This is a genomic window from Streptomyces kronopolitis (genome assembly GCF_014646275.1).
Taxonomy (GTDB): Bacteria; Actinomycetota; Actinomycetes; order Streptomycetales; family Streptomycetaceae; genus Streptomyces; species Streptomyces kronopolitis.
This window is the reverse complement of sequence record NZ_BMND01000029.1, coordinates 55,693-73,123: the sequence shown is the minus strand read 5'-3', so window position 1 is coordinate 73,123 and position 17,431 is coordinate 55,693. Positions and strand designations below refer to the sequence as shown.

The window sequence follows — 17,431 nt, the reverse complement described above, 5'->3', positions numbered from 1 at the left end:
GTTCTCGGACCTCGCACGGTTGGTCCGTGAGGGTCCTCCTCGCGGCCCGTTCCCGGCTCTCCTCACGGCCCGTTCCCGGCTCTCCGAGGTGAATCTCCTCCGCCACCACGGCAGTTACGGCCCCGGGGGCGCTGCCGCCGCCGCGAAATCCGGCCACGACGCGGCGATGTGGCCCGAGCGGCAGCTGTTCTGGACCACCGTCAGGACGCCTCCCCGTATGAGCCCCGGCGTCGGCCACCGCCCGCCCGGCGGCCCCCTTCCCCTGGCATTCCTCCGGCGGAAACGCCCCGGAGTCCTCGGACGCCCGATCGACGGGGCGCCCCCAAACGTGTGAGCCCCGGTGCAAGGAGGGCGCCCGGGCGGCCGGACCCTGGGACGGTGGTGCGGCACGGCGGTCCTCCCCCCGGCACCGCCGTGCCGAGCACCGCTGTAGCCGGCGGGCGCGTCCCGCCGCATCGGCCGGACGCCGTCCCCGACGTGCCACATCGCAGTGCCCGTACCGTCGGTGGCGGACAGGACCGGACGAGGGCGACGAGAACGGCCAGGGCGACGAGAACGGCGAGTGCAGCGAGAACGACCAGAGCAGCAAGAGCAACACGAACAAGCGCGACAAGAGCGACAAGCACTCCGCCCGGGGACCGGCCGCCGCTTCGCGGACCCTCGCGCCGAGGGTCCGGGAAGATGTGCCAGAGTTGCCACGTCCGGGCCGTGAGCACGTACCGTACGGCGGAGCGGAACTGCCGGGACACCGGGGAAGGGGCAGCTGGCTTGACCACGCACGCACCGCACGCGTCGCACACGGTGACGTTGCCGGCCTCGCTCGACGAGGCGGTGGCGGCGCTCACCGCCATGCCCACCGCCGTGCCCGTCGCGGGCGGCACCGATCTCATGGCGGCGGTCAACGCCGGACACCTCAGACCCGCCGCTCTCGTGGGCCTCAACCGGATCAGCGAGATCCGCGGTTGGCAGTATCTGGACGGCCATGCCCTGCTCGGCGCCGGACTGACCCTCGCCCGTATGGGGCGCCCCGACTTCGCCGCGCTGATCCCCGGCCTGGCCGCGGCCGCCCGCGCCGCCGGCCCGCCGCAGATCCGCAACGCCGGCACGCTCGGCGGCAACATCGTGACCTCCGCGCCCACGGGCGACACCCTCCCGGTGCTCGCCGCCCTCGAAGCCACGGTGATCATCGCCGGGCCCGGGGGCGCCCGCCGGGAGATCCCGGTCAGCCATCTGCTGGCCGGGCGCGAGATGCTCGCCCCGGGCGAACTCGTCGGCTTCGTACGGGTGCCGCTGCTGCACGCCCCGCAGACCTTCCTCAAGGCCACCGGCCGCACCGGCCCCGGCCGCGCCACCGCCTCGGTGGCGCTCGTCCTGGACCCGGCCCGGCGCGGGGTGCGCTGCGCGGTGGGCGCGGTCGCCGCCATGCCGCTGCGCCCCCTGGAGGCCGAGCAGTGGGTGGCCTCGCTGATCGACTGGGACGGTGAACGGGGCCTGGTGCCCGAGGCGCTGACGGCGTTCGGTGACTATGTCGCCGCCGCCTGCATCCCCGACCCGGCGCCGTCCGAGGACGGTGCGGAGCCGGCCGGCCTGCCGCCGGCCGCACTGCACCTGCGCCGTACGGTGGCGGCCCTGGCCCGCCGTGCACTGGGGAGGGCGCTCTCATGAGTGGGCGCAGCGAGGGAACCATGGAGAGGTGCGCGCCCCGCGCACGCGGGGCCGAGCGAAGCGAGGGCTCGGCATGAGTGACGCCGACAACCGCCATCCGTACCAGCCGCATCCCGAACAGGGCTGGCAGCCGCTGCCCCAGGGCGGCGAGTACGAGTCGGAGGCGACCGCCTTCGTCCAGCTCCCGGAGGGCTTCACCAGCGGGATCTACGAAGGCAGGGCGCCCCAGTACGGCAGCCCGGGCACCGAACCGCTGGCCGCCCCCGGCCACGGCTACACCCCGCCGTCCTCCTTCACCCCGCACGCCGGCCGGCCCCCGGCCCCGGCCGCGGGCGACGACCCGGCCGCCACCGGCCAGTGGACGATGCCCTTCGCGGACCCCTCGGCCGGCTACGCCGACCCGTCCGCCGGCTACCCGGCCCACGAACAGGCCGCCCACCAGGGCCACTCCGCGGCGTACCACAGCGGCGCCCCCGAGGCGGCCCCGCCGTGGGGCGAGCGGGTGGACTGGCCCGTCGCGGGCAGCCCCGAGGCGGGCGGCACGGGGACCTGGTCGGTCCCCGCTGCGGCGGACGACGGGCCGGAGGAGTCCGGCGAATACCTGCTCGGCGACGACGAGTTCACGGGGCACACGGGGCATTCCGGCGGCTATCAGGGCGTCCATGGCCATCCGGGTCACCCGGTTCATCCGGGGCATCCGGGGGCCGGGAGCGCCACCGGCTACCAGGGCGGCGGGTACCCGGGCGGGTACGACGGGACCGGCAATCCGGCGGAGGCCGAGGAGGCCGGCCGGACCGGCCACTGGAACTTCACCACCGGTGCGGACGCCGCGCACGGCACGGCGGCGCACCCCGCGCCGCCGCAGGAGCCCGCGCACGGCGCGGAGCCACACGACCCCTACGGCGTCCCCGCGGGCGACCCGTACGCCCGCGAGCGCGGCCTCGCCGGCCACGGCGCCGAGCCCGAACTCCCCGGCGGCGGCGACCCGTACGCGACGGGCGGCGACCTGCGCCCCGCGGCCGGCGAGGCGACCGGGCACTGGTCGCTGCCGGCCGACGCGCTGGCCCCCGGGCCGCCGGCCGCCGAGGCGCCGGAGCCGCCGGACGCGGCGCCGCAGCGCCAGGAGGCCGCCGAACGGCCCGACGTGGCAGCCGACATGCCCGACATGCCCGGCACGGGCGGATGGCCCGCCCCGGAGGCCGACGGCGAACCCCCGCGGGATCCGGCCGAGTTCGCCCCCGCCGGGTCCGCCGCGCCCGGGGACGGCGGCACGGCGCAGGACGCCCCTCAGGAGCCCGCCGAGGCCGTCGCGCGGCCCGGCGCCCACCCGGAGCCCGACGACCGCGCGGACGCGGAGGACGGCGCCGCCACCGGCGAGGCCCCCGCGGCGGACGACCGCACCACGGACGGCACCACCGACGCGACCACCGGCGAAGGACACCCCGCCGCCGACGCCGTCGCCGTGGCCCCCGCCGCCCCGGTGCCGGACCCCGGCCCCGACTCCCACGAATCCCATGCATCCCACGACGTCCAGGAGTCCCACGACCCCCAGGACGAACACCCCGCCGCCTCCTTCGTCCTGCGAGTGAACGGCATCGACCGGCCGGTCACCGACGCCTGGATCGGCGAGTCGCTGCTCTACGTCCTGCGCGAGCGCCTCGGCCTGGCCGGCGCCAAGGACGGCTGCTCACAGGGCGAGTGCGGGGCGTGCTCGGTCCAGGTCGACGGCCGGCTGGTGGCGTCCTGCCTGGTGCCCGCCGCCACCACGGCCGGCAGCGAGGTCCGTACCGTCGAGGGCCTCGCGGAGAACGGTGTGCCCTCCGACGTCCAGCGCGCGCTCGCCGCCTCCGGCGCGGTCCAGTGCGGCTTCTGCGTACCGGGGATGGCCATGACCGTCCACGACCTCCTGGAGGGCAACCACGCCCCCAGCGAGCTGGAGACCCGCAAGGCGCTGTGCGGCAACCTCTGCCGCTGCTCCGGCTACCGGGGAGTGCTGGACGCCGTCGAGGAGGTCGTCAAGGCCCGCGCCGAGGCCGCGGACGACGAGACCGGCGGGGACGCACCGGCGGACACCGCCCGCATCCCCCACCAGGCGGGCCCCGCCGACCCCACGGGCCACGCCCCGCACCACCAGGATCCGCACTCGGGAGGCTCGGCATGAGTGGCACGTCCGATGGCGCGGGTGCCGTCACCGCGACCCCTGCGGCGGGCGTCCGGATCCCCGAGGAGCCGCCGCACGGCCTGGGCGTCTCCCTGCCGTCCACGGACGCCGCGGCGAAGACCGAGGGCACCTTCCCGTACGCCGCCGACCTGTGGGCCGAGGGGCTGCTGTGGGCCGCGGTGCTGCGCTCCCCGCACCCGCGCGCCCGGATCCTGTCCATCGACACCAAGCACGCCGTGGAGATGCCGGGCGTCCGCGTCATCGTCACGCACGAGGACGTCCCCGGCGACGCCGCGCACGGCCGGGGCACCACCGACCGCCCGGTGTTCGCCAAGGACGAGGTCCGCCACCACGGCGAGCCGATCGCCGCGGTGGCCGCCGACCACCCCGACACCGCGCGGCTGGCCGCCGCCGCCATCGCCGTCGAGTACGAGGTCCTGGACGCGGTCACCGACCCCCAACTGGCCTTCGAGGCCGAGCCGCTGCACCCGGACGGCAACCTCATCCGGCACATCCCGCTCCGCTTCGGCGACGCCGACGCCATGGGCGAGGTGATGGTCGAGGGGCTCTACCGGATCGGCCGCCAGGACCCGGCGCCCATCGGGGCCGAGGCCGGACTCGCGGTGCCGCGCCCCGACGGCGGCGTGGAGATCTACACCGCCTCCACCGATCCGCACACCGACCGCGACCTGGCCGCCGCCTCCTTCGGCCTCGCACCGGAACAGGTCAAGGTCGTGGTCACCGGCGTCCCCGGCGCCACCGCCGACCGCGAGGACCCCGGCGTCTCGCTCGCGCTCGGCCTGCTGGCGCTGCGCACCGGCTGCCCCGTCAAGCTCGCCGCCACCCGCGAGGAGTCCTTCCTCACCCACGCCCACCGCCACCCCACGCTGCTGCGCTACCGCCACCACGCGGACGCCGACGGCAAGCTGGTCAAGGTGGAGGCGCAGATCCTGATGGACGCCGGGGCCTACGCGGACACCTCCGCCGACGCCCTGGCCGCCGCCGTCTCCTTCTCCTGCGGCCCGTACGTCGTCCCGCACGCCGTCGTCGACGGCTGGGCGGTGCGCACCAACAACCCGCCGTCCGGCCATGTCCGCGGCGAGGGCGCGATGCAGGTCTGCGCCGCCTACGAGGGCCAGATGGACAAGCTGGCCGCCCGGCTGGGCCTGGAGCCCGACGAGATCCGGCTGCGCAACGTCATGGCCACCGGCGATCTGCTGCCCACGGGGCAGACGGTGACCTGCCCGGCCCCGGTGGCCGAACTCCTGCGCGCCGTCAAGGAGGCGCCGCTTCCCGAGCTGCCCAAGGACGCGCCCGAAGCGGAGTGGCTGCTGCCGGGCGGACCGGAGGGCGCGGGGGAGCCGGGCGCGGTGCGCCGCGGCGTCGGCTACGGCCTGGGCATGGTGCACATGCTCGGCGCGGAGGGCACCGACGAGGTCTCCACCGCCACCGTCAAGGTCAGCGGCTCGGTCGCCACCGTCATCTGCGCCGCCGTCGAGACCGGTTCGGGGTTCTCCACCCTGGCGCGGCAGATCGTGCAGGAGACGCTCGGCGTCCAGGAGGTGCATATCGCACCCGTCGACACCGACCAGCCGCCGGCCGGCCCGGCCTGCCACGGCCGGCACACCTGGGTCTCCGGCGGTGCCGTCGAGCGCGCCGCGAAGATGGTCCGCACCCAGCTCCTCCAGCCGCTGGCTCACAAGTTCGGCATGTCCACCGAGCTGCTGCAGATCAACGACGGCAAGATCACCTCGTACGACGGGGTGCTCAGCACCACCGTCGCCGAGGCGCTGGACGGCAAGGAGCTGTGGGCCACCGCCCAGTGCCGCCCGCACCCCAGCGAACCGCTGGACGAGAGCGGCCAGGGCGACGCGTTCGTCGGGATCGCCTTCTGCGCGATCCGCTGCGTCGCCGATGTCGACATCGAGCTGGGCACCATCCGGGTGGTGGAGATGACCGTGGCCCAGGACGTGGGCCGGGTGCTCAACCCCCGCCAGCTGCGGGCCCGTATCGAGGCCGGCGTCACCCAGGGCCTGGGCGCGGCGCTGATGGAGAACCTGCGGACCGCCCGCGGCCAGGTCCGCCATCCCGACCTGACCGGCTACGCCCTGCCGACCGCCCTGGACGCCCCGGACATCCGCATCGTCAAACTCGTCGAGGAGCGGGACGTGGTGGCCCCCTTCGGCGCCAAGCCCGCCAGCGCGGTCCCGGTCGTCACCTCACCGGCCGCCGTGGCCTCCGCGGTCCGCGCCGCCACCGGCCGCCCCATCGGCCGCCTCCCGATCCGCCCGCAGGCGGCGGTGGCACAGACCGTGCAGCAGTAGGGGCCGGAGCCGCAAACGGCACGACCCGGGGGCGGTCCCCACGCTTGTTGGGGCCGCCCCCGGGCCTCGCACACCACCGGCGTGCACGGCACACGCTCCTGCGGTGCCTGGAGGCCGTGGCGGGATTCGAACCCACGTCACTCGCTTTGCAGGCGAGCCCCTGAACCACTCGGGCACACGGCCGGGTTGTGCTGGTCCCGACTGTAGGCGGCGGGGCGGGGCGGTCGGCAAGGGTGCGGGGCGGGGCGCCATGGAGCTGTCATGCGGGGCAACACCGGGCAACGTGGGGCAACACGCAGCAACACGGCGCAACGCGGGGTTCATGCGGGCGCGCCGCGGACGGGGGGCCGGACGCCGCCCGCGCCTCATGTCGTGTGCAGGAAGTCCTCCACCAGCGGAGCGAACAGGGCGGGTTCGTCGACCCAGGGGTAGTGGCCGACCTCGTGCAGGGGGCGTACGCGGGCGTCGGGGAAGGACTCGGCGACGAACTCGCCGGCGCGCATGCCGGCCACCGCGTCGCGGTCGCCGGTGAGCACCAGCACCGGGCAGGTCACCTCGCGCAGGGCGGCCAGCAGGGCCAGGCGGAGCTGTTCGTCGACGCCCTGCCAGAAGCCGGCCCGCGGGACCGGGCCCAACTGGGCGCCCTCCGTGGCGGCGTGGGTCCGCTGGGGCTCGTCCCAGCGGCCGTAGGCGAGGGGCGCGGCGGCGAACAGCAGCTCCCGTACCTCGCCCATGTCGGAGGCCGCGGTGAGCTGCTGGACCGCGACCGAGGCCTCGGGCCACCAGTCCTCGTGAGCGCGTGCCTCGAAGATCTCCCGGGCGTCCTCGGGGAGTTCGCCCTGGAGCCGGGAGCCGGGGCAGACCAGGACCAGCCGGGTCAGCCGCTGGGGGTGGCTCGCCGCGTACGCCTGCGCGACCGCGGCCCCGGCGTCGTGCGCGAGCAGCGCGAAGCGCTCCAGGCCCAGGTGGGCGCGGAGGGCTTCGAGGTCCTGGGCGAGCTGCGGGAAGGCGTAGCGGGAGGGGTCGTCGGCGGCGGGGGAGGCGCCGGTGCCACGGCTGTCCGGGATGATCAGCTGCCGGTGGGCGGCCAGCCCGCCGAGGTCGCCCAGGTACTCGGCGTCCCGGCCGGGCCCGCCGGCCAGGCAGACCAGGGGCGGCAGGGGCGAGTCGGCCGGGCCGAGCAGGCGGTAGTGGAGCTCGGCGTCGTCGTACGTACGGAAGTGCGGCATGCCCCCAGCTTGCCCCACGTGCGGGGGAGAGGGGGCGGAGCGGGAGCACCCGCGCGGGCCGCGCGGCGTAGGACCGATGGCCCAGCCGAAACCCGCCCCCCGACAGGGGTGCGGCCGCCGGTTGCCTCTTACGCTGGCCCGATGACCGCTGACCGCCGCCCCCACGACATCGCTGCCGGCGCCGACGCCCCTGCCGGTGCCGCGACCGGCGAGGGCGCGACCGGCGGCGGCCGCCAGGACGCGGCCCCGCGGGACGGGGCGGCCGGCGGGGTGCTGGGGCGGGCCCACCGGGCGTTGACGCTCGGCATCATCTCCGTCGTCTCGCTGGTCGCCTTCGAGGCGATCGCCGTGAACACCGCGATGCCGGTGGCCGCCCGCGCGCTGGACGGCATCGGTCTGTACGCCTTCGCCTTCTCGTCCTGTTTCACGGCGAGCCTGTTCGCGATGGCGCTCGCGGGGGAGTGGAGCGACCGGCGCGGGCCGCTCGTGCCGCTGTTCGCCGGGATCGCCGCGTTCGGGGCGGGGCTGCTGGTCGCGGGCGGCGCGCGGAGCATGGGGATGTTCATCGCGGGCCGCGGGGTGCAGGGCATCGGCAGCGGGCTGGTGGTGGTCTCGCTGTACGTGGTCGTCGGGCGTGCCTATCCCGAGCGGCTGCGGCCCTCGATCATGGCGGCGTTCTCGGCGGCCTGGGTGCTGCCGGTGATCGTCGGTCCGGTGGTCGCCGGTACCGTCACCGAACAGGTCGGCTGGCGCTGGGTGTTCCTCTCCATCCCCGTGCTGATCCTGCTGCCGCTCGCGGTGATGCTGCCCGCGCTGCGCGCGCTGCCGCGGACCCGTCCGGGCCCCGACGACGGGATGCGGCGGATCCTGGGCAGCCGCCGCTGCCGGCTCGCGCTGGCCGTCGCGGTGGGCGCCTGCCTGCTCCAGTACGCGGGCCGGCAGCCGGTCCGGCTCGCGCTGCCGGCCGCGGCCGCCGGGCTGGCGCTGCTGGTGCCGGCGATAGTGCGGCTGCTGCCCCGCGGCACGTTCCGGGCGGCGCGCGGTCTGCCGACCGTGGTGCTGATGCGCGGGCTGGCCGCCGGGGCGCTGGTCGCGGCCGAGAGCTTCGTGCCGCTGATGCTGGTCACCCAGCGCGGGCTGTCCGCCACCCTGGCCGGGCTCTCGCTCACCGGGGGCGGGGTGACCTGGGCGCTGGGCTCGTACGCGCAGAGCCGGCCGCGGCTGGAGCCGCACCGGGAGCGGCTGATGGGGCTGGGCATGGTGCTGCTGGCGGCGGCCATCGCGACGGTGCCGCTGGCGCTGCTCGACGGGGTGCCGGCCTGGATCGTGGCGGTGGCGTGGACGGTCGGCGGCTTCGGCATGGGGCTGAACATCTCCAGCGGCGGCGTGCTGCTGCTGACGCTGTCCCGCCCGGAGGACGCGGGCAGCAACTCCGCGTCGCTGCAGATGTCGGACGCGCTGGGCAACGTCACCTTCGTCGGGATCGGCGGCGCGCTGTTCGTGGCCTTCGGCGGCGGCTCGATCGCGGCGGAGGGGCCGGTGGCCTCCGCCGGGGCGGGCGGGGCGAGCCATCCGGCGGCGTTCGTGGCCGTGTTCGCGGCGATGGCGGTGGTGGCCCTGGCCGGTGCCGGGGTGACGGGCCGGCTGCGGCCCGGGGAGGCGTGACGCCGCATCGGCCCTCGGCCGGACCGTCCGCCCTGGATCGAACCGGACCGGACCGTCCGCCCGCGACACCGCTCACGGGCCCGTCCACCCGCACACAGATGTGACCTCGGTCCCACCCCGGGGTGACCCGGTGCGGTACCCCCGGAGCGTGAACCGGCGCACCGGTAGGCTGACGCGGTTGCCGATCGCCGACCTCAGCCGACGGAGACCGTGACTACCACCACCAGCGCCACCAATAACCATCACCTGTCCCCGGCCTTTCCGGGACGGGCCCCTTGGGGTACCGCGAACAAGCTGCGCGCCTGGCAGCAGGCGGCCATGGACCGCTACATCGAGACGCAGCCGAGAGACTTCCTCGCCGTCGCGACGCCGGGAGCCGGCAAGACGACGTTCGCGCTCACGCTCGCGTCGTGGCTGCTGCACCACCACGTCGTGCAGCAGGTGACGGTCGTCGCGCCGACCGAGCATCTGAAGAAGCAGTGGGCGGAGGCGGCGGCCCGGATAGGGATCAAGCTCGACCCCGAGTACAGCGCGGGGCCGCTGGGCCGCGAGTACCACGGCGTCGCGATCACCTACGCCGGTGTGGGCGTGCGGCCGATGCTGCACCGCAACCGCATCGAGCAGCGCAAGACGCTGGTGATCCTCGACGAGATCCACCACGCCGGCGACTCGAAGTCGTGGGGCGAGGCCTGCCTGGAGGCGTTCGAGCCCGCCACCCGGCGGCTCGCGCTGACCGGTACGCCTTTCCGGTCCGACACCAACCCGATCCCGTTCGTGACGTACGAGGAGGGGAACGACGGCATCCGGCGCTCCTCCGCCGACTACACCTACGGCTACGGCAACGCGCTCGGCGACGGCGTCGTCCGGCCGGTCATCTTCCTCTCCTACAGCGGCAACATGCGCTGGCGGACGAAGGCGGGCGACGAGATCGCGGCCCGGCTCGGCGAGCCGATGACCAAGGACGCGGTCTCGCAGGCCTGGCGCACCGCGCTGGACCCGCGCGGCGAGTGGATGCCCAATGTGCTGCGCGCCGCCGACCACCGGCTGAGCGAGGTCCGCAAGTCCATCCCGGACGCCGGGGCCCTGGTGATCGCCTCCGACCAGGAGCAGGCGCGGGCCTACGCCAAGCTGATCCGGGAGATCACCGGCGAGGGCGCCACCCTGGTGCTGTCCGACGACTCCGGCGCCTCCCAGCGCATCGACGACTTCGCACACTCGCACGACCGCTGGATGGTCGCGGTCCGGATGGTGTCCGAGGGCGTCGACGTGCCGCGGCTGGCGGTCGGGGTGTACGCCACCACCATCTCGACCCCGCTGTTCTTCGCCCAGGCCGTCGGCCGCTTCGTGCGCTCCCGCAAACGCGGCGAGACCGCCTCGGTCTTCCTGCCCACCGTCCCGATGCTGCTCGGCTTCGCCAACGAGATGGAGGTCGAGCGCGACCACGTCCTCGACAAGCCGAAGAAGGACGGGGAGGAGGACCCCTACGCCGAGTCCGAGAAGGAGATGGACGAGGCGAACAAGGAGCAGGACGAGGACACCGGTGAGCAGGAGCAGTTCTCGTTCGAGGCGCTGGAGTCGGAGGCGGTCTTCGACCGGGTGCTCTACGACGGTGCCGAGTTCGGGATGCAGGCCCACTCCGGCAGCGAGGAGGAGCAGGACTACCTCGGCATCCCCGGGCTGCTGGAGCCCGACCAGGTGCAGATGCTGCTGCAAAAGCGGCAGGCCCGGCAGATCGCGCACAGCAAGAAGCGGCCCGACGAGGAGGCCGACCTGCTGGAGCTGCCGGCCGAGCGGCGGCCGGTGGTCACGCACAAGGAGCTGCTGGAGCTGAGGAAGCAGCTGAACACGCTGGTCGGCGCCTATGTCCACCAGAGCGGGAAGCCGCACGGCGTGATCCACACCGAGCTGCGCCGGGTGTGCGGCGGCCCGCCGAGCGCGGAGGCCACCGCCGGGCAGCTGACCGAGCGGATCAAGAAGGTACGGGAGTGGGCCACGCGGATGCGCTGAGTGCGCCCGCGGCCCATGGGCCGGTGTGCCGCGGTGGCGGCGCGCCGGCCCGCGCCGTTTTCCGCCGCCTGTAGCACGTCGTGGCGCTCGCTGAAACACGTTCGGGCACTCTGGCAGGACCTATCGGGATATTCCGGTCAGGGGGGACCGGATTCTGGACGGACTCTTCCGCTCACCGGACCGGCTCGCTACTGTCCCGCTCACCTACACGCCCCGTGGCAGCGCCGCCGCGGAGCGCAGCCGGTGCCATGCGGCCGGCGGCCTCCGGTGCGCGCTGCTCGGAACTCGCAGCGCGTCGCGCCGGAGCGCCGCCACTCACCCAGGAGGGGGCGTCGTGACCGCAGAGACCTCCCAGACACTCGACCGAGGACTGCGCGTCCTCAAACTCCTCGCCGACACCGACCACGGGCTGACCGTCACCGAGCTGTCCCACAAGCTCGGCGTCAACCGCACGGTGGTCTACCGCCTGCTGGCCACGCTGGAGCAGCACGCCCTGGTGCGCCGCGACCTCGGCGGCCGGGCCCGGGTCGGGCTGGGCGTGCTGCGCCTGGGCCGCCAGGTGCATCCGCTGGTCAGGGAGGCCGCGCTCCCCGCGCTGCGCGCGCTCGCCGAGGACGTGGGGGCCACCGCGCATCTCACCCTGGTCGACGGTACGGAGGCGCTGGCCGTCGCCGTGGTGGAGCCGACCTGGACCGACTACCACGTGGCCTACCGGGCCGGTTTCCGCCATCCGCTGGACCGGGGGGCCGCCGGCCGGGCGATCCTCAAGGCCCGGCAGGGACGCACCCAGGACGCCGGACTCGCCCTGACGCACGGGGAGTTGGAGGCCGGCGCGAGCGGCGCCGCGGCCCCGCTGCTCGGGGTGAGCGGCATCGAGGGGAGCGTGGGCGTGGTGATGCTCGCCGACACGGTCTCCGAACGGATCGGCCCGCGGGTGGTCGACGCGGCCCGGGAGGTCTCCGAGGCGCTGCGCTGAGGCGGCGGGGCGGGCGGGCCGGACGGGGCGGTGGGCTTCCGGGCGGGCGGGGCCCGTCTCCCGGCCGCGTGACCGCGGGGTGTGAAGGCGGCGTGGCCGTGTGGTGAGGCCGCAGCGCCTTAACGTCCAGGTGAGGCGGGTGTCAATTAGGGTGGCGGGGTGTCTTCACGTGTCCGGGCTCTGGCGGTCTGCACCGCCGTCGTTCTCGCCCTCCTCGTCACCGCGGCCCTCGCGCCGCTGCCGTACTCCATCGCCTACCCGGGCATGACGGCCAATGTCCTCGGTGACGACAAGGGCAAACCGGTGATCACCATCACCGGCGCCGCCGGCCGCAAGACGGCCGGGCAGCTGCGGATGACCTCGATCGTGGCCACCGGCCCGGAGGCCTCCGTCCATCTGCCCGACATGGTCAAGGGCTGGTTCCGCACGGACGAGGCCGTGATGCCGCGCGAGGCGGTCTACCCGGTGGGCAACAACACCGAGGAGATCGCCGAGCACAACGCCCGGCAGATGCAGGAGTCGCAGAACTCCGCCACCAGCGCGGCGCTCGGGGAGCTCGGCAAGTCGTCCAAGGACATCAAGGTCAAGCTGAGCCTCGCGGACGTCGGCGGGCCGAGCGCCGGGCTGATGTTCGCGCTCGGCATCGTCGACAAGCTGAACGGCGACGGCGCGGGCAAGGACCTCACCGGCGGGCGCACCATCGCCGGCACCGGCACGATCACCGCCGGCGGCGCGGTCGGCGCGGTGGGCGGGGTGCCGCTGAAGACCCAGGCCGCCCACCGCGACGGCGCCACGGTGTTCCTCGTCCCGCGCAAGGAGTGCACGGACGCCCGGGCGGAGCTGCCGAAGGGGATGCGGCTGATCCCGGTCACCACGCTCGACGGGGCGGTCAAGGCCCTGAAGGCGCTGCAGACCGGCGGCACGGTCCCCAGCTGCGGCCGCTGAGCCGCTCCCGCCGCTGAGCTGCCCCGCCGCCGAGCCGCCGGGGCTCCGCGCCGTACGCGCCGGGCCGGGCCGTACGCGCCGGGCCCTGCCCCCGGTCAGCCCTCCTTGATGAACCCCTCCTGGATCAGCCAGTTCTTCGCGACCTCGTGCGGGTCCTCGCCGTTCACGTCGACCTTGCGGTTCAGCTCCTGGGCGACGCTGTTGTTGAGGGCCTTGGTGACCGGGGCCAGCACCTCGGCCATGGCCGGATACTTCTTCAGGGCCGCGGCGTTGATCTCGGGGGCCACGTTGTAGTTGGGGAAGAAGTGCTTGTCGTCGGCGAGGACGTGCAGATGCATGGCCTTGATCCGGCCGTCGGTGGTGAACACCTCGCCGAACGCGCAGGTGCCCTTCTCGGTCTCGGTGTAGACGACGCCGCCGGTCATCTTGCGGATGTTGGCGGAGGGGATCTGCATGCCGTAGGCGCGCGCCATGCCCGGCAGCCCGTCGTTGCGGGTGGCGAACTCGTTCTCCACGCACATCGTCACGGCCCCGGGGTTCTTGTGGGACAGCGCGGCGACCTCCGAGAGGTTGTGCACGCCGAGCTTCTTCTGGTTGGCGGTGTTCAGCGCCAGCGCGTAGGTGTTGTTCAGGGTCGACGCCGGCAGCCAGACGATGCCGTTCTTGCGGTCCTCGTCGCGGACGGCCTTCCACTGCTGCCGGGGGTTGACGATCGGCTTGGTGTGGCCGAGGTAGGTGATCCAGCCGGTGCCGGTGTACTCGTACGCGGCGTCCGCGGTGCCGGACTTGACGGCCTCCCGGGCGCCGATCGACCCCTGGATGCTGGTCTTGTCGATGACCAGGGCGCCGGCGGCCTCGAAGACCAGCCCCATCATCTGGCCCAGGACGATCTGCTCGGTGAACTCCTTCGAGGTCACGGTCAGATGCGCCCCGGTCAGCGGGCGGCCCGGGTAGCCCGCCTTCGGGCCGGGCACCACCTGGTCGGACATCGCGCTGCCGCTGACCAGGCCGCATCCGCCGAGGACGGCGAGGGCGACCAGGGCGAGCAGCGCGGCGGCCGGAGCGGTGGCCCGGCGCGGTCCCGGGCGGCGCGGGGCCGGGTGGTCGCGGCGGGGAACCGGGTGCCGGCGTCGGATCCTCATTCCCCCACCTCCAGGCCGCGCGGGCGCAAGAGCAGTTCGGCGAGCGAGGCCAGCCATTCGACCAGCAGGGCGAGCGCCACGGTCAGGACGGAGCCGAGGATCAGGACGGGCATCCGCTGGGTGACGATGCCCGCCGAGATCAGGTCGCCCAGGCCGCCGCCCCCGCCGAAGGTGGCCAGGGTCGCGGTGCCGACGTTCAGCACCAGCGCGGTGCGGACGCCGGCCAGGATCAGCGGGACGGCCAGCGGGAGTTCGACCTTGGTCAGCACCCCGGTGGGGGACATGCCGATGCCGCGGGCCGCCTCCGTCAGCGTCGGATCGATCCCGCGCAGCCCGGCGATGGTGTTGGCGAGGACCGGCAGCACGGCGTAGATCACCATGCCGACGATCGCCGAATGGGCCCCGATGCCCAGCCAGATGACCAGCAGGATCAGCAGACCCAGGGCCGGTACCGCCTGTCCGAGGTTGGCGAAGGCCATCGCGACCGGGGTGGCCCGGCGCAGCCGGGAGCGGGTCAGCGCGATGCCCAGCGGGATCGCGATGATCAGTACGAAGAAGGTGGAGATCGCGGTGAGCTGGATGTGCTGGCGCAGCGCCAGCCACACCTTGCCGTTGTCCACCGCCTGGTGGGCGATGGAGTCCAGCCGGGCGCCGCGGAACCACAGCCAGGTGGCGAGCAGCGCCAGGACCAGGAAGGCCGGCATGAAGGTCCACTTCTGCCAGCTGATCCGGCGGGCACCGGACGGCGGGGACGCGACGGGCGCCTCACCGGCCGCCTGCTCCCGCTCCGCCATCTCCACGTCGTCGCGGAAGGCCAGCGCCTCGTGGTCACTGGGATGCCGCCGCGCCGGCTCGTGCGGGTCGCTCCCGTCGCGGGGGCTCATGCCCTGCTCCCCCGTCCGCCTTCCGTGCCGCTCGCGTCGTCCAGGCCCTCCTGGGCCAGCTGGGTCTGCCGGGCCCGCTGCTCGTGGAGCCGGTGCTGCTGCTCGATGGCTTCGAGGCGGTCCGCCTCCAGCAGCTCCTGGACGTTGTTCATCAGCGTTTCCATGTCGACCATGCCGAGGTACTCGCCGCGCCGCCCGGTGACCGCGACCCGGCCCGCGTTGTCGGTGAGCACCGCCTCCAGGGCGTCGCGCAGCGTCGCGTCCCGGGTCACCGTGTCGGCCACCAGGGTGCCGGCCCGGGCCAGCGACCCCTTGGCGCGGGCGAGGTCGCCGCGGCGCAGCCACTTGTACGGGCGCCGGTTGTGGTCCAGCAGCAGCAGTTCGTTGTGGGGGCCCGAGCGCAGCCGTTCGAAGATGGACTCCAGCGGGTCGTCGATGCTCGCGGTGGGGAAGTCGACCACGGCCACGTCCCGTACGCGGGTCAGGTTCAGCCGCTTGAGCGCCGCCCCGGCGCCCACGAAGCCGGAGACGAAGTCGTCGGAGGGGTTGGTGAGGATGGCTTCGGGGGTGTCGAACTGGGCGATGTGCGAGCGCTCGCGGAGCACCGCGATCCGGTCGCCGATCTTGATGGCCTCGTCGAAGTCGTGGGTGACGAAGCAGATGGTCTTGTGCAGCTCGTGCTGGAGCCGGATCAGCTCGTCCTGGAGGTGGTCGCGGGTGATCGGGTCGACGGCGCCGAACGGCTCGTCCATCAGCAGCACGGGCGGGTCGGCGGCGAGCGCGCGGGCCACCCCGACGCGCTGCTGCTGGCCGCCGGAGAGCTGGCGCGGATAGCGGCCGTGGAACTCGGCCGGGTCCAGTCCGACGAGGTCGAGCATCTCCTCGACCCGGTTCTTGACCCGGGTGGCGCGCCAGCCCAGCATCTTGGGGACCAGCGCGATGTTCTGGGCGACCGTCATGTGCGGGAAGAGGCCGGAGGCCTGGATGGCGTAGCCGATCGTGCGGCGCAGCTTGACCGGATCCATGTCGGTGACGTCCTCGTCGCCGATCCGGATCCGTCCCGAGCTGGGCTCGATCAGCCGGTTGATCATCTTCAGGGTGGTGGACTTGCCGCAGCCGGAGGGGCCCACGAGGATCACGGTCTCGCCGGCCTTGATCTCCATGTTGACGTTGTCCACCGCGGGGGCCTGGTTCCCCGGATAGAGCTTCGTCAGGTTCTCCAGCCGGATGCTCGCGCCGGAGGTGCTGGTGGTCTCGGGCGTCTCAGGCACGGATCCCCCTGGAGATGGTCAGGCGTCCGATCAGGACGTACGCGGCGTCGAAGAGCAGGGCGAGGACGGCGATGCCGAGCGTGCCGGAGAGCACCTGGTTGAGGGAGTTGGCGCTGCCCAGCGAGGCGATCCCGCGGAAGATCTCGTTGCCCAGGCCGGGGCCGGAGGCGAAGGCGGCGATGGCCGCGATGCCCATCAGCATCTGGGTGGCGACCCGGATACCGGTGAGGATGGGCGGCCAGGCCAGGGGCAGTTCGACCCGGAAGAGCCGGGCGGCGCGGGACATCCCGATGCCGTTGGCCGCGTCGACCAGGTCCGGGTCCACCCCGCGCAGCCCGACGATGGCGTTGCGGACCACCGGCAGCAGCCCGTACAGGGTCAGCGCGATCACCGTCGGGGGGACGCCCAGGCCGACGATCGGGATCAGCAGACCGATCAGGGCCAGGGACGGGATGGTCAGGATGGTGGCGGTCGAGGTGGTGGCGAGGTTGCCCGCCCACTCGCTGCGGTAGGTCATCACGGCGATGAAGACCCCCAGCAAGGTGGCGAGCACCATGCACTGGAAGACCGCGCTGGCGTGCTGATACGTATCCGTCAGCAGTTGGGCGTGCCGGGTGCCGACGTACTCCCAGAAGCTCACTCGGTCTCCTCGGTTCAGTCTCCCGATGCCTGCTTCACCAGCGGGATGATCCGCAACGGAACCGGATTTTCCATGACGATTGCCGTTGAAGCCCGCACGATGCCATCAAAGCCCACAACCCGGTCGATCACCCGCTGTAGATCGGCGTTCGACCGAGCGACGAGCCTGCAGAGCATGTCCCCGTGTCCGGTCGTTGTATGCAGCTCCAACACCTCGGGAACGGTCGTCAAGTGGGCGCGTACGTCATTACCTTGGCCCTGTTTGATCTCAAGAGTGGCAAAAGCGGTCACCGGATAGCCGATCGCCGCCGGATCCACCTCCGGTCCGAAGCCCCGGATCACTCCATTCGACTGAAGCCGGTCGAGCCGGGCCTGCACCGTCCCGCGCGCCACCCCCAGCCGCCGGGACGCCTCCAGGACGCCGATCCGCGGCTCCTGGGCGAGCAGTTCCAGCAGCTCCCCGTCCAAATGATCGATCGCCATCGCGCACTCCTTTGATTCCAATGGTCATCATGTACAGATA

General features: G+C 73.8%; 13 protein-coding genes and 1 tRNA gene. 7 read left to right on the top strand and 7 right to left on the bottom strand.

Going from position 1 to position 17,431, the window contains the following annotated elements; all coding sequences use genetic code 11:
* The first annotated feature begins 768 nt into the window (after window positions 1–768).
* From IEY78_RS25960 to IEY78_RS25950, 3 genes are all read left to right on the top strand, one after another.
* The gene (locus IEY78_RS25960; protein ID WP_189102228.1) at window positions 769–1,665 is read left to right on the top strand and encodes an FAD binding domain-containing protein; all 897 of its coding nucleotides are present in this window, start codon (window positions 769–771) and stop codon (window positions 1,663–1,665) included.
* Between the two features lie 73 nt (window positions 1,666–1,738).
* The gene (locus IEY78_RS25955; RefSeq protein ID WP_189102226.1) at window positions 1,739–3,826 is read left to right on the top strand and encodes a 2Fe-2S iron-sulfur cluster-binding protein; all 2,088 of its coding nucleotides are present in this window, start codon (window positions 1,739–1,741) and stop codon (window positions 3,824–3,826) included.
* Window positions 3,823–6,150, top strand: coding sequence for a xanthine dehydrogenase family protein molybdopterin-binding subunit (locus IEY78_RS25950; RefSeq protein ID WP_189102224.1), 2,328 nt, complete (start codon window positions 3,823–3,825; stop codon window positions 6,148–6,150). Before IEY78_RS25955 ends, IEY78_RS25950 begins: the two co-directional genes overlap by 4 nt.
* Window positions 6,151–6,258: 108 nt before the next feature.
* Here the strand turns inward: IEY78_RS25950 and IEY78_RS25945 are convergent.
* Together IEY78_RS25945 and IEY78_RS25940 are read right to left on the bottom strand one after the other, a co-directional pair.
* Window positions 6,259–6,333: transfer RNA gene (locus IEY78_RS25945), tRNA-Cys, on the bottom strand.
* Window positions 6,334–6,515: 182 nt separating this feature from the next.
* Complete coding sequence (locus IEY78_RS25940) at window positions 6,516–7,379, bottom strand: alpha/beta fold hydrolase (protein WP_189102222.1); 864 nt, start codon at window positions 7,377–7,379, stop codon at window positions 6,516–6,518.
* Between the two features lie 141 nt (window positions 7,380–7,520).
* Between IEY78_RS25940 and IEY78_RS25935 the strand changes: the two genes are divergently transcribed.
* From IEY78_RS25935 to IEY78_RS25920, 4 genes are all read left to right on the top strand, one after another.
* Complete coding sequence (locus tag IEY78_RS25935; protein WP_229700178.1) at window positions 7,521–9,044, top strand: MFS transporter; 1,524 nt, start codon at window positions 7,521–7,523, stop codon at window positions 9,042–9,044.
* Window positions 9,045–9,254: 210 nt separating this feature from the next.
* On the top strand, window positions 9,255–11,051 hold the full coding sequence (locus IEY78_RS25930; RefSeq protein ID WP_189102220.1) for a DEAD/DEAH box helicase: 1,797 nt from the start codon (window positions 9,255–9,257) through the stop codon (window positions 11,049–11,051).
* A gap of 334 nt (window positions 11,052–11,385) precedes the next feature.
* Entirely contained in the window at window positions 11,386–12,027 is a 642-nt protein-coding gene (locus IEY78_RS25925) for an IclR family transcriptional regulator (protein WP_189102218.1), read from the top strand.
* 159 nt (window positions 12,028–12,186) lie between these two features.
* Window positions 12,187–12,972: a S16 family serine protease gene (locus tag IEY78_RS25920; protein ID WP_189102216.1), complete on the top strand. Its 786-nt coding sequence runs from the start codon at window positions 12,187–12,189 to the stop codon at window positions 12,970–12,972.
* Between the two features lie 95 nt (window positions 12,973–13,067).
* On the opposite strand, the gene IEY78_RS25915 is transcribed toward IEY78_RS25920, so the two are convergent.
* From IEY78_RS25915 to IEY78_RS25895, 5 genes are read right to left on the bottom strand one after another with little or no spacing between them, the layout of a single operon-like run.
* On the bottom strand, window positions 13,068–14,114 hold the full coding sequence (locus IEY78_RS25915) for a glycine betaine ABC transporter substrate-binding protein (protein WP_229700177.1): 1,047 nt from the start codon (window positions 14,112–14,114) through the stop codon (window positions 13,068–13,070).
* Entirely contained in the window at window positions 14,111–14,998 is an 888-nt protein-coding gene (locus IEY78_RS25910) for an ABC transporter permease (RefSeq protein WP_189102214.1), read from the bottom strand. The genes IEY78_RS25915 and IEY78_RS25910 overlap by 4 nt, the downstream gene beginning before the upstream one ends.
* Window positions 14,995–16,269, bottom strand: a complete 1,275-nt coding sequence (locus tag IEY78_RS25905) for a betaine/proline/choline family ABC transporter ATP-binding protein (protein ID WP_189102212.1) — start codon at window positions 16,267–16,269, stop codon at window positions 14,995–14,997. The genes IEY78_RS25910 and IEY78_RS25905 overlap by 4 nt, the downstream gene beginning before the upstream one ends.
* Window positions 16,262–16,909: an ABC transporter permease gene (locus tag IEY78_RS25900; RefSeq protein WP_189102210.1), complete on the bottom strand. Its 648-nt coding sequence runs from the start codon at window positions 16,907–16,909 to the stop codon at window positions 16,262–16,264. The genes IEY78_RS25905 and IEY78_RS25900 overlap by 8 nt, the downstream gene beginning before the upstream one ends.
* Window positions 16,910–16,923: 14 nt before the next feature.
* On the bottom strand, window positions 16,924–17,391 hold the full coding sequence (locus IEY78_RS25895; protein ID WP_189102208.1) for an Lrp/AsnC family transcriptional regulator: 468 nt from the start codon (window positions 17,389–17,391) through the stop codon (window positions 16,924–16,926).
* Window positions 17,392–17,431 lie beyond the last annotated feature (40 nt).

Excerpts from the sequence above, each read along its gene's own strand:
- IEY78_RS25955 (WP_189102226.1), top strand. The coding sequence starts at position 1,739 with ATGAGTGACGCCGACAACCGCCATCCGTACCAGCCGCATCCCGAACAG.
- IEY78_RS25950 (WP_189102224.1), top strand. The coding sequence starts at position 3,823 with ATGAGTGGCACGTCCGATGGCGCGGGTGCCGTCACCGCGACCCCTGCG.
- IEY78_RS25940 (WP_189102222.1), bottom strand. The coding sequence starts at position 7,379 with ATGCCGCACTTCCGTACGTACGACGACGCCGAGCTCCACTACCGCCTG.
- IEY78_RS25935 (WP_229700178.1), top strand. The coding sequence starts at position 7,521 with ATGACCGCTGACCGCCGCCCCCACGACATCGCTGCCGGCGCCGACGCC.
- IEY78_RS25915 (WP_229700177.1), bottom strand. The coding sequence starts at position 14,114 with ATGAGGATCCGACGCCGGCACCCGGTTCCCCGCCGCGACCACCCGGCC.
- IEY78_RS25910 (WP_189102214.1), bottom strand. The coding sequence starts at position 14,998 with ATGAGCCCCCGCGACGGGAGCGACCCGCACGAGCCGGCGCGGCGGCAT.
- IEY78_RS25895 (WP_189102208.1), bottom strand. The coding sequence starts at position 17,391 with ATGGCGATCGATCATTTGGACGGGGAGCTGCTGGAACTGCTCGCCCAG.